The organism is Spirosoma pollinicola, from assembly GCF_002831565.1.
Lineage (GTDB): Bacteria > Bacteroidota > Bacteroidia > Cytophagales > Spirosomataceae > Spirosoma > Spirosoma pollinicola.
In genome coordinates, this window is record NZ_CP025096.1 from 2,661,770 (window position 1) to 2,683,037 (window position 21,268).

Genomic DNA, 21,268 nt, shown 5'->3' on the forward strand with positions numbered 1-21,268 from the left:
TAATGGAAACTACCCTGGAAAAAGTGCCGCAACAAACTATAACTCCTGGTACGAAGCAACCGATTTCTCCCCAACTTATTCAGTTCTGGGAAACATGGGGAATATGGATCGTTATTGTCGCCTGTACTTCTATTCTGATCCTATTCACAGATTTCGGAAACTTTGTAAAGGGCATAAGAGATGGTTATGCAGATGCTGGCAGTAAGAAACCAATGTCGCTCACCAGTACCATTATTGGTGCCACGTTTACGCTGATTTTTCTAGTGGGTATACTGTTTGGGCTTGCACATGGGTATTATGCACTATTTCATCGGCATGTATTCAAAAACAATAAGGTGACGTATACCGTGTTATACATCGTGTGCCTGCTTCTATTGTGGAATTTCAGCAGTGATGGGTTGACGGTCGTATTTGAAAAATATAGTCTGGTACAGAAGAAAAGTGACAAGGCTTATAACGAAATGTTTGCCTCATCATTAACGTCGCTGCTGCTGATATGCATGGTTGTTTATGGATTTATTATTGATTTTCGTAAGAGCCGGAAGGTACAGCTTGCCCTCATTCAGCAGCGCACTCAGGCCGAACTCGATGCCCTTAAAGCCCAGGTCAACCCCCATTTCCTGTTCAATTCTCTGAATAATATTTACGGTACGGCTATTCTGGAAGATAGTCCCCGAACGGCCGAAAGTATTCAACAGCTATCGGGTATTGTGCGCTATGTAATGGAGGAATCCCGGCTGCAAACGACCGATATTAAACGGGAGCTTCGGTTTATCGATGATTTTGTTGAGTTGCAACGGCTCCGACTGCCGAATCAGGATAACATTGACATTCATGTTGACATCGACTGGGACGAGAAGCCCGCGCAGATTGTGCCTCTGTTGCTAAATCCACTTATCGAAAATGCCTTCAAATATGGCATCAGTATGCAGTATCCCTGCTTTGTTCATGTTTCCCTAAGCGTGCAGGCGGGTGTACTCCATCTAACAACCCGAAACAGTGTTCTGTCTCGAACAGACCTGGAAAAGGGAACGGGTTTGGGACTGGCCAACGTTCGGCAGCGGTTAACTCTGGCCTATCCAGACCGACATACATTAACCTCTCAGGAAATTAACAGCACATTTTTAGTAGACTTGATTATTAAGCTTTGAGCGTTTTAAAGCCTCTTTAGGAGGTAGTTAAATGACTCATATTCCAAAGTATCATCAATACGTCACAAACTACCAGACGGCTGTCCCACTTTTTTGTGAGCCGTCATCAATTAGCCTTGTTTTGGTTTATTAATCACAAAAAAAATAGTTTCAAGCATGACATCTGATATGTCTTCTCCATCTGAGGATTTTAAGGTAGTTCCTGATAAGTTTACCAACGCCTATCCAACACTCAGCCAGATTTGGGCGCTATTGGGCGTTTTCTTTCTATCTCAACTACCGGCTGCCTTGCCTATGGTGGGCTTTAAAGCAGTGGCAGAAAGTTATGGTTTGCCCTTTCTGGATACGATTGGGCAAACGCTGGCCTATACCATTAGCTTAGTAATCACCATATGGTACGCATTCCGAAAGCGCGGTAGCCGAAATTTGTCCTTTGCATCGGTTCCGGTGGCTGCTTATCTGGTGGCAGCTGTCGGACTCGTTGCGATGGGTATGTTGGCCGAGCCAATTGTAAGTGCCATTCCCATGCCCGATGCGATACAGGAAATCATAAAGAATACGTTTACAAAGCATGTCATTTTATCGGCAGTCATTGCCGCCCCTATTCTGGAAGAAATTCTCTTTCGGGGCATTATTCTGGATGGATTCCTGAAAAACTACAGTCCAGCCAAAGCTGTTATCTGGTCGGGGGTGATTTTTGGGGCTATTCACCTGATTCCGGCACAGGCACTAAACGCAGCTTTTATCGGTATCGCGCTGGGTTGGTTGTATTACCGCACCCGTTCTCTTACACTTTGCATGTTCCTGCACTTTGTAAACAATGGCCTGAGTTCGCTCACATTTCTCATGGATGATAAACTGGACATGAGCCATAATCAGACCCGCGACTGGGCAGGAAACGATTTGCTATATGGGGCTTTACTCGTTGGGTGTGCGCTAATCTGTGTGGCCTGTTACTCGTATTTGAACCGTATTTTGCCAACTGCACAGATTAATTAGCCGCAACCCATGCCGCCTACTCTCCGCTGTATTGCCATCGACGACGAGCCGATTGCACTCGACATTATTAAATCCCACGCCAGCAAAGTGCCCTTTCTGGATCTCAAACGCACCTTTGTCAATGCGTTTGAGGCATTGACATTCCTGAAAACCGAACCCGTTGATTTGATTTTTCTGGATATCAATATGCCCGACTTAACCGGTCTGGACTTTGCGCAGGTTGTTGGGAATAAGTCGCAGATTGTATTTACGACGGCCTATCCAGACTATGCGTTGCAGGGTTTCGAGCTAAGTGCGCTGGATTATCTGTTAAAACCTATTGGCTTTGGTCGTTTCATGCAGGCCGCTAATAAAGCCTACGAACGCTTGTCGGGCGATACTAAAAAGTCGCCCTATGTGTTTGTGAAAGATGGATATGACTGGGTTCGGATCAATCTGGACGAGTTGCAATACGTGGAATCTGATGGAAACTACCTGACCTTCCAGGAAACGGGCAAGAAAACACTTACGCGCATGACCATTGGCGAAGCGACAGAAATGCTGCCTAAAGATCAGTTCATGCGGGTACACAAATCCTATATCATTGCCCTCGACCGTATCGAAAAGATCGAGCGGCACCAGCTTACCATTGGTAAAGTACAGGTGCCGCTCGGCGGAAATTATCGCGATGACTTGCTGGAACGGGTGAAGTAATGTACCGAACGGCCTCTGGCTGTTCGGCAACGGAACGTTGCAAAAAGGGCTCCTTGTCTCATAAGCCAGGATGAGAGCTAATCAACCTTTTTTTGCAACCTATCGGTTGCCGAACGGCTGGAAGCGGTTCGGTACATCTACTTCACATTATCCAGATTGAAATGAAGACCGCTGTTTTCGCGTCGGGCCATCGCCATTTTGATAACAAGATAGGCTACTTCGATCATGTTCCGGAGTTCGCAGATGGGAGCGGATACTTTCGACTGGCGGTAGAGTTCTTCATGCTCTAAATAGATGAGTTCGAGTCGATCCATTGCCCGTTTCAACCGTCGGTTCGAACGAACAATGCCTACATAGTTCGACATAATAGACTCCAGTTCTTTTTTCATCTCGGTCACTAACACCAGTTCTTCAGGGTGGGTCGTACCGGCGTCGTTCCAGGCGGGGATGTTTGCGGGCATAACAGCCTGGTCGAGTAGCTCAACGGTTTTCTCATAAGCCCGATGACCAAACACAACGGCTTCGAGCAATGAGTTTGAGGCCAGTCGATTGGCTCCATGAAGGCCCGTGCAGGAACATTCGCCAACGGCATATAGGAACTGAATGTTGGTTTGTCCCCATTCATTTACCCGAATACCCCCACAGAGGTAATGCTGGGCTGGCACTACAGGGATGTAGTCTTTCCGTATATCCAACCCCAAATGGTCGAGGCAATAAGCGGTTATGTTCGGAAAATGCTCGATAAATTTCTCATAATCGCAGTGAGTCACGTCCAGATACACGTGCGGATCACCAGCCTTTTTCATTTCGGAGTCGATGGCGCGGGCTACAATATCGCGGGGTGCCAGCGATAGGCGCGGGTCATAGTTTTCCATGAACGTTTCGCCTTTTCGGGTGCGCAATATGCCTCCAAATCCCCGAACGGCTTCCGAAATCAGAAAGTTGGGTTTCTTGCCCGGTTCGTATAACGCCGTGGGGTGAAACTGGATAAACTCCATATCCTTACCAATGCCTTTAGCACGGTAGGCCATCGCGATGCCGTCGCCGGTAGCAATGCTGGGGTTAGTGGTATTTTGGTAAATATTGCCAATCCCGCCCGTTGCCAGCAAGGTCGTCTTGGCTAAAAATTGCTCGACCTTGCCCGTTTGTGTATCGAGTACATAGGCTCCAAAGCATTTATTATCCGTATCGTAGCGGTGCACCGTTTCGCCGAGTTGGTGGCGGGTGATCAACTCAACAGCGTAGAAATGGGTGAAAATCTCGATGGATTTCAGGGAGTTAGCCTTTTCGAGTAAAGCCCGTTCAATTTCGGCCCCGGTAATATCTTTAAAGTGCAGAATCCGAAAGTCGGAGTGGCCCCCCTCTTTGGCGAGGTCGTACTCATCACCACCATGTTCTTTGTCGAAGCGCGTGCCGTAGCTAATCAATTCCTGAATACGGCCCGGCCCTTCATTCACCACGATTTCGACAATATGGCGGTCGCTTAGAAAATCGCCCGCCACCATCGTGTCTTCAATGTGTTTCTCGAACGAGTCATCTTCTGACCATACAGCCGCTATGCCACCCTGTGCATATTTGGTGTTGGTTTCGTCGGCCTGCACTTTCGTAATGACGCCAATACGAACCGATTGCTGCAACTTTTCAAAGTGCATGGCCAGTTTTGTGGCGTAACTCAGGCCCGCAATACCGGAGCCAATAACTAAGAAATCGAATTGATGGGGCATTGGTATGTCAATTGAACGACTCTGTACTATAGCACAACCTGTCGCTAGAAGGTAATAGATGTTCCTATTATTTATTTAGCCACAGCCTTATATGGCGAGTTATTTACTCAACTCCAGCATCCGTGCCACCGATTCATACGCTTTCAAACGCACATCCTCTGGCACAATAATTTCCGGCTGTTCGTAGAGCATAGCGTTATAGACCTTCTCCATCGTATTCATTTTCATGTATGGACACTCGGAGCAGGCGCAGGTGTTGTTCTGGGTGGCTGGGGCTGGAATAATCTTTTTGTGCGGCACAGCCTGCTTCATCTTATGCAGAATGCCCGCTTCCGTTCCCACAATGAACGTTTGCTCCGGGCTGTCGACTACATATTTTAACAAAGCGGTTGTTGACCCAACAAAATCGGCTTCGCTTAGAATATGCTCCTGACACTCGGGGTGGGCAATGAACTTAGCTTCGGGGTATTCGGTCCGAAGTCTGTGCAGTTTCTCCAGCGAAATGTCGATGTGAACGATACAGGCGCCGTCCCAAAGCACCATGTCGCGGCCGGTCTTCTTCGACACAAAACGGCCGAGGTTGGCATCGGGAGCAAAAATGATCTTCTGCTCTTTGGGCAGGCTCTCGACAATTTTCAGCGCATTGGACGACGTAACAATAATGTCAGAAAGCGCCTTTATTTCGGCGGAGCAGTTAATGTACGACAGAACAATATGATCGGGGTATTGCGCCTTAAAAGCCGCGAACTTATCGGCAGGGGCAGAGTCGGCGAGGGAACAACCCGCGTTGAGGTCGGGAATAACGACTTTTTTCTCGGGGGATAGCACTTTAGCCGTTTCGCCCATAAAGTGAACGCCACAAAAGACGATCATATCGGCGGGGGTAGCGGCTGCCTGCTGGCTTAGTCCAAGGCTATCGCCAATATAATCGGCAATATCCTGAATGGCGCCGTCTACATAATAATGCGCCAGAATAACAGCGTTTTTCTCTTTTTTGAGCCGATTGATTTCGGCGACTAAATCTATATCTTCGGCAACGGGCTTGTTCACATAGCCAACTCGTTGAACTTCTTCCAGGAGTGCTTCCATTAAGGGGTATTAAAAGCGATTTTATAATAAACAACGAATTTGGGCAAAATGTCACGCTACTGGAAAAATGCCCCGTTAATTCGGCCCATGCATTTACACAAATGACCAGTCGCGTAGCGACGAAATGTTTGTAGCAATCGTGTCGATTTAGCCGTTATTCGTGCCTTTAGGTACGAGACATCCTTTAATTTCGTACCTAAAGGCACGAGCGTAAGGAGTCGGGGTCCTGACACTACAAACATCTCGTCGCTACGCGACTAACCCGGAATAATAAATGCCGGCCGGTTAACCAATGACGCATAGCAGCAACGGGGTAAATTTCAGTAAATCGGATGGGCTTTCAAACAACGACCCGTATTTGATTAGTTTTGGCATAAAGCCGAGCTATTTTATGACCGACGATTTCCTTAAACTTCGTGTTGTTCGTATTCACGCAGAAACGTCAGATACCAAAAGTTACTTCCTGGAACCTACCGATGGAAAACTCGTTCAGCATCGTGCCGGGCAGTTTCTGACGTTAATACTGCTCCATAACGGCCATGAGGTACGACGGTCGTATTCGCTCAGTTCTGCCACAAATGAACCGCTCCGGCTGACCATCAAACGTATTGAAAACGGAGAAATTTCCCGCTATCTACTCGATACCGTACAGGTCGGGGATGTCTTGACGAGTTTGCATCCGGCCGGGCGTTTCACCCTCAACGACAATCTCTCCGGTGACCTTGTTCTCTTAGGCGCTGGTAGTGGAATCACGCCTTTGTTTGCCATTATCAAGCAAGTTTTATGGACGGAGCCGCACCGACGGGTGACGTTGCTGTACAGTAACACCCGCGAACGGAGCATTATTTTTCGGGAAGAGCTAGAGGAATTACAACGTCAGTTTCCTGATCGGTTTCGGCTTATTAACCTGCTTAGTAATCCATCCGACAATTGGACTGGGTTACGCGGACGCTTGAACAATGTAATGCTCGAACGGATGTTGCCCGAATTGGTCGGTACATCAGACTGGCAGACAGTTCAGTTCTACGTTTGCGGGCCGGGTGATTATATGCGAATGGTGCAGTTTACAGTTGTATTTAGCGGCTTTAGGCCCGACCAGATTCGTCGGGAGAATTTCGTAGTGGAGCCGGTTGTCTTAACACCACTGCCCGCTTTGGCACAGGATCGAACCGTATTGCTGAAATTCAGAGGGCGTGAGGTGGAGATTCAGGTGCCTGCTTACAAGTCTATATTACAGGCGGCTTTGGATGAGGGCATTCAGTTGCCGTATAGCTGTCGGGGTGGACGATGCTCGACATGTGTAGCCCGTTGCCAGTCGGGAAGCGTTCACATGACTATCAATGATGTATTAACGGAGCGTGATCTTCGCGAAGGCTGGGTACTCACCTGTACGGGGTACCTGGAAAGTGACGGAGTTGTGATAGAGGTGTAGCGCGGACATCCTGTCCGCATAGCTATTTGCTTTAATCTATGGCTATGCGGACAGGGTGTCCGCGCTACATCAAACCTTCGTTTTCAAAAACTCAATAACCACATTCAAGCCTTTCTGATAGTGATTATTGTTTGGAATCACGATGTCAGCTTCGGCGCGGTAGGGCTTGATAAACTGACGATAGGTAGGTTTTACATGGTATTTCCAGCGGTACATCACATCGTCGATATCGTAGCCGCGTTCTTCGGCGTCGCGTTTGACACGTCGTTCGAGTTTAATGCTGTTTTTAGCGTCGATGAAGATTTTCAAGTCCATCTGGTCGGCCAGTTCGCGGAAGTGAAAAACGAAGATACCTTCCACAATGATAATAGGCGCAGGATGGAACGTTAACATCTTTGGAACAATATTCGGGTTGTTAAACGTATATTCTTTCTGTGTGACCATTTCGCCACTGCGCAATTGCCCGATATGTTGCGCGTAAAGATGATGATTGATGGTTTCTGGTAAATCGAAGTTATGTATTCCCTGATCGTCGACAGGAATAACGTCGCGGCTGAGATAGTAATTATCCTGCGAAATCAGGCAGATTTGATCATCGTTGAACGCGTTAAGTACTCCTTTCAGGAAAGATGTTTTTCCCGAAGCACTGCCGCCGGTAATGCCAACGATAAATGGTTTTTTGGTCATGATAGCATCAAGGCTAAATAACGAAGAAAGCAGAAATTGATGAAGTATCAACAAAAAAAGCGGTCCACTTGCGGCAAGTGAATCGCTTTTAAGATAAGCTATTAAATTGGTTAGGCCACGATTGCTTCTGCAAGCACAAGGACCTTATTCTGAAGTACTTCGACTACGCCACCGTCAACCTGAAAAGTTTGCTCTCCAGAGGCTGTTTGCACAATGACCGGTCCTTTATCCAGGGTGCTAACCAATGGTGCGTGATCGTTCAGAACCTGAAACTGACCTTCGCTACCTGGAAAGGTAACGGCAGTTGCTTCACCTGAGAAGACTTTGCGGTCGGGAGTAATAATATCTATTGTCATAATAATGTACAATGAATAATGGTTAATGTATAATGAATGAGTTGTCTGTATTATTCATTGTACATTATTCATTCATTTATAAAGCTCCTTTTACAAAATTAAGTACGCTGCCAAGTTGGGATTTCACAGCGGGTTCGGCGGCTTTGGCTACCATACCGCCCTGGTCTAGCTTGCTTACGCTACCCAAAGCCGACGAAATCAACGATTTGCCGGCTGAGCCTCCACCGCCCAGTACCGACATGGCACTGCTGAGACCGCCTAAACTACTTGTCAACTGGCTGCCTTTACCAATCAACGAACCGGCTGTCATTAGTCCTTCAAGCTGGTTCCCACCCGATGCGAGTTTTGCCAATCCAACGGCTTTGCTCAGAACACCACTGCCTAACGCCCCTGTTGGAATGAGAGGAAGTAATGCTTTTAGCTTACCGACCTGCGCCAACACTTTGTCTTTGAACGAGGTCGGTTTCTGTTGAACAGAAGCCTCCAGAGCGGCAATTCCTGTTTGAAGTTCCTGCGTCGTAGTGGCTTTGTCGCCTTTATCAAGCGCTGCTACGGCCATGTCCAGATGCGTATCTGGCGAATCTGTCGATTGGGTAGCGGCCTGCGACGTCGCCGTTGTTGCGGCTACACCAGGCGTAACGGCCGTGTCTTTAATGGCGCCAATTACTTTCGGGGCTTCCGTAGTTGTTGGAACGGCTGGAACGGTCGGTGTTGTAATCTGCGCCGATAGGCTGATTGTGCTTAATAAGCTGGCCAGTAAACAGGCGGTTCCCACGCTGAATCGAATCGTTTTCATAAAAACTGAACGGTTTATTTATGAATAAAATAGACGTGGGCGAGGAAAGCCCGATTTAGTAGCTAACGGCTTACGCCAACAGCTTGTAAACTGTTAGCGTAAACCGCTGGCTGATAATGTTATTGACCGGCCTCTTTCATCAGACGTTCGCCTTTGGCGATCGCATCTTCAATCGTACCAACCAGGTTAAAGGCAGCTTCTGGCAAGTGGTCATACTTACCATCAATGATTTGGTTGAAGCCTTTGATCGTATCTTCGATAGGTACGAGAACGCCTTTCAAGCCAGTGAACTGTTCGGCTACGAAGAACGGCTGTGACAGGAAACGTTGTACCCGACGAGCGCGGCTTACAATAAGTTTATCTTCTTCCGATAATTCTTCCAGACCCAGAATGGCAATAATATCCTGCAATTCTTTATAGCGTTGCAGAATTTCTTTTACCCGTTGAGCAGTATTATAATGTTCGTCGCCAAGTACTTCGGCCGACAAAATCCGCGAGGTAGAATCAAGTGGGTCAACGGCAGGATAGATACCTAACTCGGCGATTTTACGGCTCAATACGGTCGTAGCATCTAAGTGAGCAAAGGTTGTAGCCGGAGCCGGGTCAGTCAAGTCATCGGCAGGTACATAAACGGCCTGTACCGAGGTGATCGAACCGCGCTTGGTCGACGTAATCCGCTCCTGCATCACACCCATTTCGGTAGCCAGCGTAGGCTGGTAACCTACAGCTGATGGCATACGACCCAACAGAGCCGATACTTCAGAACCCGCTTGGGTAAACCGGAAAATGTTATCAACGAAGAACAGGATATCACGACCTTCGCCTTCACCGTCGCCATCGCGGAAGTGTTCGGCAATGGTCAAACCTGACAGGGCTACACGAGCACGTGCTCCCGGTGGCTCGTTCATCTGACCGAACACGAATGTAGCCTGGCTGTTGGTCATTTCAGCCAAATCAACTTTGGACAAATCCCAGCCGCCTTCTTCCATCGAGTGTTTAAACGCGTCGCCGTACCGGATAATGCCCGCTTCGATCATTTCACGAAGAAGGTCATTTCCCTCACGGGTACGCTCGCCAACACCGGCAAATACGGAAAGACCCGCATAGGCTTTAGCAATGTTGTTGATCAATTCCTGAATCAATACAGTCTTACCAACACCGGCCCCACCGAAGAGACCGATTTTACCACCCTTAGCATAAGGCTCAAGAAGGTCAATAACTTTAATACCGGTAAACAGTACTTCGGTCGAGGTAGCAAGATCTTCAAATTTTGGTGCAGCGCGGTGAATAGGCAAACCAACACCGGTCGTCTTAGGCTGGGGGATACCGTCAATGGCTTCGCCAACGACGTTAAAAAGCCGCCCCCGGATGCCTTCGCCCGTTGGCATTGTAATCTGATGGCCCAGGTCAACAACCTCAATGCCACGGTATAGACCGTCTGTCGAGTCCATAGCGATTGTCCGAACACGGTCTTCGCCTAGGTGTTGCTGAACTTCCAGAATTACCTGTTGTCCATTGGCTTTAATTACTTTGAGGGCGTCCAGGATGGCGGGAATTCGTGAGCCTTCGCCCTCGAAACTCACGTCCACGACCGGCCCGATTATTTGCGTAATCTTACCCGTATTCACTGCCGTTGCCGTACTCATTTGTATAGGATATTCTTTTAATTATATGTTGCCCATTGTTTGGGACTGCAAAAGTAGGAGAAAAACAGCGTAAGGTCAAGGAACGCTCTAGTCATTTTCCTGCTGATTCTTACCGGAATAGGTTTAGCAATAAGGTTTTTACGATAAAAAGTAAACAAAAGCGGCTTGGAGCGGATTTGTACAAAAGTTAGTTGACTCCAATTTCTCGCTGGTCAATAGTCGTCTGTGATGATATACTAGTCACAGGCCCCGACACCTTGGCCGTTGTTAACTCTGCATTACTAACCATAGACTCACGACAGACGACTTCTTTTTCATGCTGCAACAACGTTCAAGTGGCTTATTGCTTCATATAACATCATTACCCTCGGCACACGGCGTTGGCGATTTAGGCGCCGAAGCGTACCGTTTTGCCGATTTTCTGGAGGATTCCGGGCAAACGTACTGGCAGATTTTGCCATTAACGCCTGTTGATCCCGGTGCAGGTTTTTCTCCTTACAGTAGTCCGTCTGCTTTTGCCGGTAACATCTTAATGATCAATCTGGAAAAGCTGGCTGAAGAAAATTTATTGAGTCCTGATCAATTGGCGATCTTTAACGAACAGCCTGTTCGTGATGTAACCGTAACCGAAGCACCCGGTACATCGGGCGATACAGCTACGGGAGTCTTGGCTGGTCCACTCGTTTTAGCTCCGTCGACACTCCATGCGGCCTGGATAAAAAAACGACCTTTATTAGTTCAAGCAGCCGAAACCTTTCTGCGCGATGCTACGCCCGCTCAGCGTAGTGACTATGATCGGTTTTGTGCCTTACAGGCCGATTGGCTTGACGATTATGCTCTTTTCACTGCCTTGCAGGAGTCGACGGGTGAGCCAGCATGGGTGCGCTGGCCCACTGAACTCGTCCGACGTGAACCGGTTGCGCTGGCTCAGCAAACAGAGCTGCTGCATGAGCAAATTGAGATTCTGAAAGTGCTTCAGTACTTCTTTACACAGCAATGGAATGGGCTTATGGCCTACTGTTATGCAAAGAAGATTCACCTCATGGGCGATATTCCCATTTACGTTCAGTTCAACAGTGCTGACGTTTGGGCAAATCCAGACTTGTTTAAACTCGATGCCAATTTCCAGCCGCTATTTGTTGCTGGTGCTCCCCCCGATTATTTTAGCGAATACGGACAGCGTTGGGGCAATCCTATTTATGACTGGGCCGAACACGAGCGCACCGGCTTTGCCTGGTGGATGCGCCGGTTGCGTCACCAAATGTCTTTGTATAGTCTGACCCGTCTGGATCATTTCCTGGGTTTTGCTGTCTATTGGGAAATCCCGGCCAGCGAGCCAACAGCTAAAGTTGGGGAGTGGGTAAAAGCGCCTATCGAAGCGTTTATGCACGCCATGCACCGGCAGTTTGTGCAGTTGCCTATTATTGCTGAAGATTTAGGCGCTAAAGCCGCCGATATCCAGCCGTATCTGCGCCATTACGGCATACCGGGTATGCGGGTGATTCAGTTTGGGTTTGGTCATGATATGCCGACTTCGACCTATGCTGTGCATAATCACGCAGAGAACTTTGTAGTCTATTCCGGTACCCACGACAATAATACGACCTTAGGGTGGTTTCGGGAGTCAGATGAGTTGCATCGCCAGCGAATGAACGACTATCTTGGTATTGAGGTAACGGAAGAAAACGTGGTGGATCAGGTATGCCGTCTGACGATGCAATCGGTGGCACGGCTGGCCATATTACCTGTTCAAGACGTATTGAACCTTGACGAAACAAACCGAATGAATACACCCGGATTGGGGGGGCGAAGCTGGCAGTGGCGCTTGCAATCCGGGCAGTTAACAAATGAAGTGGCTCAAAAGCTTTTGGCACTAACAAAAATGACTGGTAGGGTATAACAGGTTGATAGCGTGTGGTAAATCACGCGCTGATTGTTTTCAGGCACTTTGCCGGTATCACATTGATAAGTAAGAGGGGCGTTTAGACCAGACCTGGTTTGAACGCCCCTCTTTTTTGTATGTAGGCCATTCGATACAATTAATTGACGGGTAATGACAGCGTTGCAAATACCCGTCAATGTCAATATATTACGTATTACGTTACTTTGGCATTATAAATGCTTTGTTAAAAAATAGATTGCTCAGATACCCCTTACTAAAAGTTTGACATCTCTCAAATGGTACACAACCTCTACACAGCTTTCTATTTAAACGTATGTCCTTAATCGCTCTGATGGTTTAGCTGACTTATTCACATTAATTTACATGACTAATGTTTAAAAAATTATCCACCTCACTGTTACAACTGACTGGATTTGTTTTATTGGTAACTGCCTGTAAAACTTCAATTGACACACAGCCAGTTAGTTCAGGTAAAGCTATCGAATCATTTACATTTGCCGGTCTGACCCCAACCGTAACAGGCGTTGTTGATTCGGTTATACACACTGTAAGAGCCACGGTGCCGGTTGGTACAGATTTGGCCAAATTGGCTCCAACATTTATCCTCTCGCAGAACGCTATAATATCTCCTGCGTCAGCGGTTGCCCAGAACTTTAGCAAACCTGTTTCGTATACCGTAACGGCAATGGATAGTTCAGTTCAGCCATACACCGTCACCGTTAGTACAGCGAGCACCATTACAAACGGAGGCTCACTGGTTTATATAGGCAGTGGGTCTGGTAACTTTTTTGCCATTGATGGTGGTACAGGTGTAACGAAATGGCGGATGTCTACAGGCACATCAATTTCGTCTAGTGCCTTTGTTGCGGCCGGACTGGTGTTTACCGGTAGCGAAAATGGCAATATCTATGCGTTCGATGCCGAAGCGGGTACTCAACGCTGGAAATTTGGCACCGGAAGTAGTGTCCTGTCAAGCCCGGTCGTATCGGGCACACTGGTATATGTAGGTAGCGAAGACCAGAATCTATACGCCCTCAATGCGTTGACGGGTGTGCAGCGATGGAAATTTGGTACGGCGGGTGGTGTTACATCCAGTCCGACAGTGGTGAACGGAACCGTTTATTTTGCCAGTAAAGATCAAACGCTGTATGCACTCGATGCCGCTACGGGAACTCAACGCTGGAAATTTGGTGCTGGCGGAAAGATCACCTCCAGCCCGGCCGTGGTTGGCGGTCTGGTTTATATCGGTACTAACGATTATAACCTATATGCCCTTGACGCTGTAACAGGTGTCATTAAATGGAAATTCAGTACGGGTGGTATTATTACATCGAGCCCGGTTGTTGCTGATGGCGTTGTTTATGTAGGAGGAGAGGACCAGAATCTATATGCCCTTGATGCGGCTACCGGTGTTTTACGTTGGAAATATGGTACCAGTGGCCGCATAACCGGCAGTGCTGCCATTGACAACGGGCTGGTTTATTTCGGAAGTGACGACAAAACGTTTTATGCGCTCGATACCGCTACCGGAAAATTCCGCTGGAAATTCAGCACGGGTAGTGTCATCAGCGCAAGCCCCATAGTCTATAATGGGTTCATTTACATCGGTGGTCAGGATACAAGTTTATATTGCCTGAATTCGACAAGTGGCGTATTGCGGTGGCGTGTGCCGCTTGATGCGAAACTCTTGTCGAGCCCTTGCTTAGCCACAACAGATTTAGTCCCTTTTGCCGCCGGCATTAGTGGCGGACATCAGTAACCGTAATCTTTCTTTGTATTGATACTTCTTCCGAAACGCAGTAGGCACTAACACGCTGTTACCTGCGTTTCTTTTTTATGTCATCCTTATTTTTCTGGAAAGAGTGGAGTCGTGTCAATCGGCTTACCTATCTGATTAGTGCTATTGGTTTCATTATCAGCCTTGTTCTATTTGCTGTTGCCTGGGCGCAGGGTCTGGGCAATGTTGTTCGTTGGGATGTGCTGAGCGAGCTTAACGAATTGCCGATCACCTTTCATACTTTCTCCGACGGTCTGCTCGACTATGCTGTCAATGGGAAAGCTTACGCTATTTCAGAACAATTTATGGCGGGTGCCATGCAGGTACGACCGGGCGTGGCTACTGCGTTTCTGATTGGTATTTGTCTGGCCTTTGTGCTCCTAATGAGTGCCATCACCCGGTTTAGTCGGATTCGTTATTTAATCAGTATGGCCGTATTAATTCTCGGTCTGGCGTTTTTTCGGTGGGAGATGCTCGAAATACCGGGTCTGGGTAGCAATTACCTATTTCTACTGTTGGCGTTTGTGTTCGGCTCGGTCAGTTATTATTTCCATGCTTTCCGCCCCGATTATACGGTTGCGATTCGACTTGCTGCGTTTAGTGCGTTAATGATCCTCGTCGCCATAGGGGTGGGGGCACTCTCGCCTGTGAAGTTCCCCGCACTGGTTCTTGTGAGTTATGGAATGCCGGTTCTGCTCGTGTTCAGCATCGGCTTCGTTTTCTTCATCGCCACCGAAATTATTGCTGGACTTGTCTGGCTTACATCGGCCGGTCGCTCAGAAGGCACAAGTACACAAGTGGGCCAACGGCGTGTGCTGGGTATCAATAATTTCCTGTTTATCAGTGCGCTGTATTTGATTAATCTGGCCCTTATCTGGCTTAAAAACACGCGCTCCATCGACTGGGATGTACTGGCCATAAGTCCATTTATTCTCTACATAATCTCGGTGACGCTGGGCATTTGGGGGTTCCGCCGGTTGACTCAGCAGCAGGACGCTTTCTCGTTTCGCGATGCGGGTGCTTACCTGTATACGGGCCTTGCATTGCTCACGACGCTGACGATTGGGTATGCGTTTGCTACGGCAAATGACCCGTTAGTCGAGGTTTTTGAGGATATAATTGTGTACACACATCTGGCAATGGGACTGGTCTTTGTCGCCTATGTCGTTATCAATTTCCTGCCAATCTATCAGCAAAGTCTCCCTGTTTATCGGATTCTTTATAAGCCCAAACGGCTTGAATTGAGTCTGTTCCGGATAGTGGGTGTCGTGGGTGTTGTTGTCCTGCTGGCATCGGGCGGTCTGATCACGTTTCGTCAAAGCGTGGCCGGGTATTACAATGGACTCGGCGATGTGTATACAGCTACGAACGAACCACAATCGGCCAATGCCTTCTATCAACTTGCGCTCGAACAGGAATTTCAGAACCATAAATCGAATTATGCGCTGGCATCTCTGGCCTTATCGCAGAATAACCAGACGGCGGCTGCTTTCTTTTTTCAACAGGCCCTTTTGAAGCAACCCAACCCACAGGATTATGCCGGATTAAGTCAGACTTATCTGCAAACGAACTTGTTTTTCGAAGCCGTCAAAGTTCTTCAGCGGGGTATTCGGGCATTTCCGAAAAGTGGCGAGTTACAGAATAACCTCGGATTTCTGTATGCACGCACCAGCGTAGCCGATTCAGCTTATTACTACCTAAAGTCGGCAACTGGTCTGGCGGGTCGGGAGGAGGTTCCCGAATCGAACTTGCTTTCTTTTTATGCGCGTAACCCAAACGTGCTAGCGGCCGATTCAACGTTGATTTCGGAACGGAAAGACTTTTCGTATGAGTCGTATCAGGCTAATGCGCTGGTTCTTCAACTCATAGACCCTGCCAAAGCCGCCAAAGCTGGTAAACCCGGCTGGCTGGAAAGTGAGTCTGCTAAGCAGGGACTAAGCGTTGGGCGTTTTGCCAGTTTGTACAATTATACCCTCGCCGGGGAGGAGATTGACACCGTTTTGACGAGTACGCTACAGCGGCTATCAGAGAACCCTGTCAATCAGGATTTTACGGACGATCTGTTGTTGGCCCGAGCTGTAGCCGAATACAAACGACACAACCAGCCAGCCGCCTTTAGCCTGCTGAGTCAACTGGCCGAAAACGATCAGCGAAACGGCTCTACATATCGCTCCATCACAGGTTTACTGTTGTTAGAACAGGGTTTATACCGACTGGCTGCCGAAACGTTTGGCGCTAACTCCGATACAACGTCTATTTATTACCGGGCCATAGCGTTTACTAAAGCAAATGATCCGGCTCTGGCGCAGTCGTTCTGGGAAGTCGCGGCCAAAAATGATCCGGCTGTGGCAGCCTTGAAACAAGTGTTGTATCAGGAGCGCAAACCGCAAACGGATTTAGAAAAAGCAGTTTACGCTACCTATAAAACCGATGATTTTAACCGGGGTGCATACTGGGAAACCATTCAGGAACCTAGTCTAAAAACAGTAGCGGGTGTTGCCTTGATTAATGACTACCTCGATCAGTTACAGTGGCGTAATGCCCAGTTGGTGCTTTCTGGATTGCCCGATTCAAAAAAGGTAAGCTCCGTGGCTGCTTCATTGCGGAATGTAGCAGCTATTCGTTTATCGGCCTTTCGGCGGAGTGTTGGCTCGGCAGAAACGATGGCGAAGGAGCTTATCTTACCGCAATATCAGGCCGAACGCGATTATTGGCTTGGGCAGACGTATGAACGTACCCGCCGAACGGCTCAGGCACAAAAGGCCTATCGGCAGGCCCTGCAGCTGGCTCCTCTGAATGCCCAGATCGTTACATCAGCTGCACAGCTTGCACGGCAACAAAAACAAACCAAATCAGCCTATGATCTCGTCCTTACAGCTTTGCCATTTAACGAAGACAAGGCTGATTTGCTGAAAACGTATATTGCCTTATGTCTGGACTTAAGCTTGCCCGACTACGCCGAAAGTGGCTTGACCAAGCTTCAGGCTGCCACTACGCCTGCCGACTATCAGGCGTTTATGGCGACTTATCAGGAAAAATTAGCGTCAATCGAAAAGAGTAAAGAGAAATTTCTGCAATAAGGTAGATTTGTCTATTCAGCCCAACCGAATTATGAACATTATTGAAACCCGCGATATTGCCAAGCGCTATGTAATGGGCACCGAAGTTGTAGAAGCCCTCAAGTCGATTACGATTAGTATTCAGAAAGGCGAGTATGTCGCGTTTATGGGACCATCCGGCTCGGGAAAGTCAACGCTGATGAATATTGTTGGTTGTCTGGATACGCCAACCTCCGGCCAGTATATTCTGAATAATCAGGACGTAAGCGGTATGGGCGAAAACGAACTGGCTGAAGTTCGTAATAAGGAGATTGGGTTTGTGTTTCAGACGTTCAACCTGCTGCCCCGCCAGACGTCCCTGGAAAACGTAGCCCTGCCACTCATTTATGCGGGTTATAACAAAGCTGACCGTACTGAAAAGGCGATGATGGCGCTCAAAAATGTTGGCCTGGAGAACCGGGCTGGCCACCGGCCAAACGAACTTTCGGGTGGTCAGCGGCAACGCGTGGCCGTTGCACGGGCGCTGGTCAATGATCCAAGTATTCTGCTTGCCGATGAACCAACGGGTAACCTAGACACCAAGACATCCTACGAAATCATGGATCTCTTCGACCAGATTCACAGCAAAGGCAATACCGTGATCATGGTTACCCACGAAGAGGACATCGCCGAATACGCGCACCGTATTGTCCGGCTTCGCGATGGCCTCGTTGAAACCGACCGGGCCAATGCAAACATTCGTAAAGCTCAGGTGCTTATGCAGTCGCTAGGCCAATAAGAAAGTAATTATTTAACCGTACTTTTTCATTTTTCATGATTATATTTCGCTCTAATCATGACGAAAAATGCGCCGTAAAATCCTCCTTACCCTGCTCGGAGTTTTTGTCCTTATTCAGTTTGTCAGACCAGAGAAAAACCAGTCGACGGGCATGTCGGTTAACGATATTACAACTAAATACGCTGTTCCTGCTGATGTTCACAACCTGCTGAAGCGGTCTTGCTTCGATTGCCATTCCAATAATACAGTTTACCCCTGGTACGATACTGTTCAGCCCGTTTCCTGGTGGCTCAATCACCATATTAACGAAGCAAAAGGAGAGCTTAACTTTTCAGAGTTTGCCTCTTATTCACCCAAAAAAGCCGATCATAAACTGGAAGAGATAGGGGAGTCTGTTACCGAAGGCTGGATGCCCCTAAGCTCATACCTGTGGATTCATCACGATGCTAAACTCAAACCCGAAGAAGCCAAACTAATTGCTGATTGGGCGAGCCAGTTGCGGGCAAAACTAGACGTTCCTGCTGATCCAAAAGGAGAGGAGCATCACGAGGGTCATTTATAGATCAGTGTCTTTTTTTTTGATGTCGGGTCTGAGGACCCGACATCAAAAAATACACAGAATTTACGCTTTCAAATTGATCTTCCGGCCTGTTTCTGCGGCTTGATAAATGGCTTGTAATAGCTTCGTATCCCGCAGACCTTCTGCGCCCGTAACATGGTCGGGGAGTTGCTTGCCGTCGAGAAGGTCTTTGCAAACGCCATCCATATGGGCAGCCTGATGGTTGACAACGGGCATCTCAATGGGACCTTTACTGGTACGCCCTTTGAGCGGGCCATAGCCAAAAGCGGGCGATAGTTCAAACCAGCCTTTCTCGCAGGACGCATAAAGTCGCTCAACACCCGATGCGTAACTTGTTGTGGAGTTGGAAACGGCACCCCCCGGAAATTCAAACTGCCAGAACATCGTTTCTTCGACATCCTTAAATTTTACGGGGTCTGTTTTTGGAGCAAACTGGGCGGTTACCGAAATAGGTTCTTCGCCCGTTACATACCGGGTGCCCTGTACAGCATAAATACCTACGTCCATCAGGGGGCCGCCACCCGCCATGCTTTTTTTCAATCGCCATTGAGTAGGGTCGCCACTCCGAAAGCCATCGCTGCTTTCTATAAACTTAACGGCACCGAACACTTTTTCCTGTCCAAGCCGCATAATCTCTTTAGTGAATGGCTCATAATGCAGCCGATAACCAATAGCCAGTTGCTTGTTTGCCTTCTTGCAGGCATCAATCATGGCCTGGCACTCTTTCGGGTAAATTGCCATTGGTTTCTCACAAATGACGTGCTTCCCCGCCTGCGCGGCCCGAATTACATACTCGGCGTGCATTGAGTTTGGGAGCACCACATACACGACGTCTATATCTTTGTTATCCGCAATCCGGTCGAAGTTTTTGTAATCGTAGACATTGGCCTTTGGGATGTTGTATTTCTGCATCCATTCAGTGGCTTTTGACGGCGTACCCGTTACAATGCCAGCCAGTCGGCAGTTTTTTGTCTCTTGCAGTGCCGGTGCCAGCAGGTTTGCGCTATAATACCCGAGCCCAACTAAAGCGATGCCCAGTTTGCGGCCCGGCTGGCCCAAACTTTCGTTATCTGCATTTTTCAGCAATGAATAAAGGCCGCTGGATTCATTCTGGGCAAATTGATTATTGCCATAGCCCAGGAGCGGTAAAGATAAGGCCGATGCACCTGCGCCAAGATTGCGTAGAAAGGTGCGCCGGGAATTCGCGTCTTGATTTTTCATGAGTAGCCGTTTAGGGAAACTCGGTGAAGCTACGGAATGTGCTGCACTTCAGAGTCTATAAAAAAAGCACCAAAGCCGGGTTTTCTACCAGCTTTGGTGCTCTGTCATCCACGTTTTAATATTGCTTTATACAAGTCAACTCTGTGTCTATACCACACAGTTTGTCGAATTTGCCAGGTCAGGAACATGATAAATCTCACGGCTATGGATCGACGGCCTGTTCGCCAGGATTCGTGGCTAATTTACTGGCAATCCTGACTGCAACCGGGGAGCCATACAACTAGTTGGTATTGGCGCGGCCACCTGCGACACGCTCGAATTCTTGCAGATGATTATATGCTAGACAACTGAAGTTGTGCTTCAAAATGGGCTCGAACCTGTTGAGTGACTTTATGCTTATACTCTCGTTTCCGTAGGGTACGGCTGCGGTGGTTAGCCTTGATTAAGGTGAGCGGCTTCTCAGGAAAAGGAATTGCTAAAGTATATAACTGATTTGGTTGTTTTTCTCCTCCTAGCGCATCCCAAAATGCATCAAAGTTAAAATGAGTCGCCCCATTCGCTAAATTTCTCTCATTGCCCGCACCCCAGATGCACTTCAGATCACAAGCTAGAGAGATCCCTTGCAAGGCTGCCATCAGTAGAGCAGACGGAGAAATATCAAATAGAGCTTTAGTAGCTTGTTTGACAAGGTCAGGGTTTCTAACACCTTGGATCCCTCCTACAAAAAGGCTTTGACCGAACAACGAGTTCTCCAACTGCTCACCAACAATTGTAAATCGAATGGAGTAAACAGGAATCTTATTAAATTCCAATACGACGGCTAATTCACCCTCCCAGTCTATACCGGATGGAAATAACAGACTAATACTAAATGAGTCAGTGCCTTGGCAATCTTGCCAGATATAGGTTTTGTGAAGAATATCCTTAAAAAAGTGGGGATGCACGCATTTGGTGAAATAGCGGTAATGACTAGTGAGTAAAACCAGTTTATCTTTAGTAGGCAAATTAAGGGCTAAATACTGACCTAGATATTTGTATAATAGGCGGGGGTTTTCTTGCACTAAAGCCGCAACTTGTGGATTGATTTTTAGTAATTGAGTCAGTTCATAATGTTCCGGAAAGTGCCAAATAATTTGCCTGAATCGGAAGCCTGTTCTTAATGTGTACAGCATCCCTCGACGAATTACCTGATTAATTACCTTATATAAAGTTGTGAAATTAATAGAATTGGTATGTTTTGATAAGGATACAGAACCAGTAAATAGTTTCATTATACATTCGCAATTGGTGCAAGCGGACGAGTATTGCTTTTAAACGGCAAGTTATTCACTAATCTGAAAACTTGACTTATTATTTGGTCAACTTTACTAAGCGGTA

Annotated in this window: 17 protein-coding genes; 9 read left to right on the forward strand and 8 right to left on the reverse strand. The window is 47.7% G+C overall.

The window, feature by feature from the left end; translation table 11 throughout:
- Positions 1-2: 2 nt before the first annotated feature.
- From CWM47_RS11265 to CWM47_RS11275, 3 genes are all read left to right on the forward strand, one after another.
- Positions 3-1,151, forward strand: coding sequence for a sensor histidine kinase (locus CWM47_RS11265; protein ID WP_100988069.1), 1,149 nt, complete (start codon positions 3-5; stop codon positions 1,149-1,151).
- Between the two features lie 168 nt (positions 1,152-1,319).
- Positions 1,320-2,150, forward strand: a complete 831-nt coding sequence (locus tag CWM47_RS11270) for a CPBP family intramembrane glutamic endopeptidase (protein WP_157815949.1) — start codon at positions 1,320-1,322, stop codon at positions 2,148-2,150.
- A 9-nt stretch (positions 2,151-2,159) separates the two neighbouring features.
- A complete protein-coding gene (locus tag CWM47_RS11275; protein ID WP_100988071.1) occupies positions 2,160-2,843 on the forward strand; it encodes a LytR/AlgR family response regulator transcription factor in 684 nt (227 codons plus the stop codon).
- 137 nt (positions 2,844-2,980) lie between these two features.
- Here the strand turns inward: CWM47_RS11275 and nadB are convergent, their stop codons facing one another.
- A complete protein-coding gene (gene nadB / locus CWM47_RS11280) occupies positions 2,981-4,567 on the reverse strand; it encodes an L-aspartate oxidase (RefSeq protein WP_100988072.1) in 1,587 nt (528 codons plus the stop codon).
- A 99-nt stretch (positions 4,568-4,666) separates the two neighbouring features.
- Complete coding sequence (gene nadA / locus CWM47_RS11285) at positions 4,667-5,656, reverse strand: quinolinate synthase NadA (protein WP_100988073.1); 990 nt, start codon at positions 5,654-5,656, stop codon at positions 4,667-4,669.
- A gap of 391 nt (positions 5,657-6,047) precedes the next feature.
- On the opposite strand from nadA, the gene CWM47_RS11290 reads away from it, so the two are divergent.
- Complete coding sequence (locus CWM47_RS11290; RefSeq protein WP_100993835.1) at positions 6,048-7,088, forward strand: ferredoxin--NADP reductase; 1,041 nt, start codon at positions 6,048-6,050, stop codon at positions 7,086-7,088.
- A 69-nt stretch (positions 7,089-7,157) separates the two neighbouring features.
- Here the strand turns inward: CWM47_RS11290 and udk are convergent, their stop codons facing one another.
- The 4 genes from udk to atpD all read right to left on the reverse strand — a co-directional run bounded on the left by udk (position 7,158) and on the right by atpD (position 10,573).
- Complete coding sequence (udk, locus tag CWM47_RS11295; RefSeq protein ID WP_100993836.1) at positions 7,158-7,775, reverse strand: uridine kinase; 618 nt, start codon at positions 7,773-7,775, stop codon at positions 7,158-7,160.
- 110 nt (positions 7,776-7,885) lie between these two features.
- Positions 7,886-8,131 (reverse strand): ATP synthase F1 subunit epsilon, encoded by a 246-nt coding sequence (gene atpC, locus CWM47_RS11300; protein ID WP_100988074.1) that lies wholly within the window; start codon positions 8,129-8,131, stop codon positions 7,886-7,888.
- 76 nt (positions 8,132-8,207) lie between these two features.
- The gene (locus CWM47_RS11305) at positions 8,208-8,927 is read right to left on the reverse strand and encodes a hypothetical protein (protein ID WP_100988075.1); all 720 of its coding nucleotides are present in this window, start codon (positions 8,925-8,927) and stop codon (positions 8,208-8,210) included.
- 119 nt (positions 8,928-9,046) lie between these two features.
- The gene (atpD, locus tag CWM47_RS11310) at positions 9,047-10,573 is read right to left on the reverse strand and encodes a F0F1 ATP synthase subunit beta (RefSeq protein ID WP_100988076.1); all 1,527 of its coding nucleotides are present in this window, start codon (positions 10,571-10,573) and stop codon (positions 9,047-9,049) included.
- 316 nt (positions 10,574-10,889) lie between these two features.
- On the opposite strand from atpD, the gene malQ reads away from it, so the two are divergent.
- The 5 genes from malQ to CWM47_RS11335 all read left to right on the forward strand — a co-directional run bounded on the left by malQ (position 10,890) and on the right by CWM47_RS11335 (position 18,652).
- Complete coding sequence (gene malQ, locus CWM47_RS11315) at positions 10,890-12,473, forward strand: 4-alpha-glucanotransferase (RefSeq protein WP_100988077.1); 1,584 nt, start codon at positions 10,890-10,892, stop codon at positions 12,471-12,473.
- 373 nt (positions 12,474-12,846) lie between these two features.
- Entirely contained in the window at positions 12,847-14,235 is a 1,389-nt protein-coding gene (locus CWM47_RS11320; RefSeq protein WP_100988078.1) for an outer membrane protein assembly factor BamB family protein, read from the forward strand.
- A 77-nt stretch (positions 14,236-14,312) separates the two neighbouring features.
- Entirely contained in the window at positions 14,313-17,333 is a 3,021-nt protein-coding gene (locus CWM47_RS11325) for a tetratricopeptide repeat protein (protein WP_100988079.1), read from the forward strand.
- 31 nt (positions 17,334-17,364) lie between these two features.
- Positions 17,365-18,090 (forward strand): ABC transporter ATP-binding protein, encoded by a 726-nt coding sequence (locus CWM47_RS11330; protein WP_100988080.1) that lies wholly within the window; start codon positions 17,365-17,367, stop codon positions 18,088-18,090.
- A gap of 67 nt (positions 18,091-18,157) precedes the next feature.
- Positions 18,158-18,652, forward strand: a complete 495-nt coding sequence (locus CWM47_RS11335) for a heme-binding domain-containing protein (RefSeq protein ID WP_100988081.1) — start codon at positions 18,158-18,160, stop codon at positions 18,650-18,652.
- Positions 18,653-18,712: 60 nt separating this feature from the next.
- On the opposite strand, the gene CWM47_RS11340 is transcribed toward CWM47_RS11335, so the two are convergent.
- The gene (locus CWM47_RS11340) at positions 18,713-19,891 is read right to left on the reverse strand and encodes a Gfo/Idh/MocA family protein (protein ID WP_100988082.1); all 1,179 of its coding nucleotides are present in this window, start codon (positions 19,889-19,891) and stop codon (positions 18,713-18,715) included.
- Between the two features lie 332 nt (positions 19,892-20,223).
- The gene (locus CWM47_RS11345; protein ID WP_100988083.1) at positions 20,224-21,162 is read right to left on the reverse strand and encodes a DUF535 family protein; all 939 of its coding nucleotides are present in this window, start codon (positions 21,160-21,162) and stop codon (positions 20,224-20,226) included.
- Positions 21,163-21,268 lie beyond the last annotated feature (106 nt).

Excerpts from the sequence above, each read along its gene's own strand:
- CWM47_RS11320 (WP_100988078.1), top strand. The coding sequence starts at position 12,847 with ATGTTTAAAAAATTATCCACCTCACTGTTACAACTGACTGGATTTGTT.
- CWM47_RS11270 (WP_157815949.1), top strand. The coding sequence starts at position 1,320 with ATGTCTTCTCCATCTGAGGATTTTAAGGTAGTTCCTGATAAGTTTACC.
- CWM47_RS11340 (WP_100988082.1), bottom strand. The coding sequence starts at position 19,891 with ATGAAAAATCAAGACGCGAATTCCCGGCGCACCTTTCTACGCAATCTT.
- nadB (WP_100988072.1), bottom strand. The coding sequence starts at position 4,567 with ATGCCCCATCAATTCGATTTCTTAGTTATTGGCTCCGGTATTGCGGGC.
- CWM47_RS11345 (WP_100988083.1), bottom strand. The coding sequence starts at position 21,162 with ATGAAACTATTTACTGGTTCTGTATCCTTATCAAAACATACCAATTCT.
- malQ (WP_100988077.1), top strand. The coding sequence starts at position 10,890 with ATGCTGCAACAACGTTCAAGTGGCTTATTGCTTCATATAACATCATTA.
- CWM47_RS11305 (WP_100988075.1), bottom strand. The coding sequence starts at position 8,927 with ATGAAAACGATTCGATTCAGCGTGGGAACCGCCTGTTTACTGGCCAGC.
- nadA (WP_100988073.1), bottom strand. The coding sequence starts at position 5,656 with ATGGAAGCACTCCTGGAAGAAGTTCAACGAGTTGGCTATGTGAACAAG.
- CWM47_RS11330 (WP_100988080.1), top strand. The coding sequence starts at position 17,365 with ATGAACATTATTGAAACCCGCGATATTGCCAAGCGCTATGTAATGGGC.
- CWM47_RS11265 (WP_100988069.1), top strand. The coding sequence starts at position 3 with ATGGAAACTACCCTGGAAAAAGTGCCGCAACAAACTATAACTCCTGGT.
- atpD (WP_100988076.1), bottom strand. The coding sequence starts at position 10,573 with ATGAGTACGGCAACGGCAGTGAATACGGGTAAGATTACGCAAATAATC.
- udk (WP_100993836.1), bottom strand. The coding sequence starts at position 7,775 with ATGACCAAAAAACCATTTATCGTTGGCATTACCGGCGGCAGTGCTTCG.
- CWM47_RS11335 (WP_100988081.1), top strand. The coding sequence starts at position 18,158 with ATGCGCCGTAAAATCCTCCTTACCCTGCTCGGAGTTTTTGTCCTTATT.
- CWM47_RS11325 (WP_100988079.1), top strand. The coding sequence starts at position 14,313 with ATGTCATCCTTATTTTTCTGGAAAGAGTGGAGTCGTGTCAATCGGCTT.
- CWM47_RS11290 (WP_100993835.1), top strand. The coding sequence starts at position 6,048 with ATGACCGACGATTTCCTTAAACTTCGTGTTGTTCGTATTCACGCAGAA.
- CWM47_RS11275 (WP_100988071.1), top strand. The coding sequence starts at position 2,160 with ATGCCGCCTACTCTCCGCTGTATTGCCATCGACGACGAGCCGATTGCA.
- atpC (WP_100988074.1), bottom strand. The coding sequence starts at position 8,131 with ATGACAATAGATATTATTACTCCCGACCGCAAAGTCTTCTCAGGTGAA.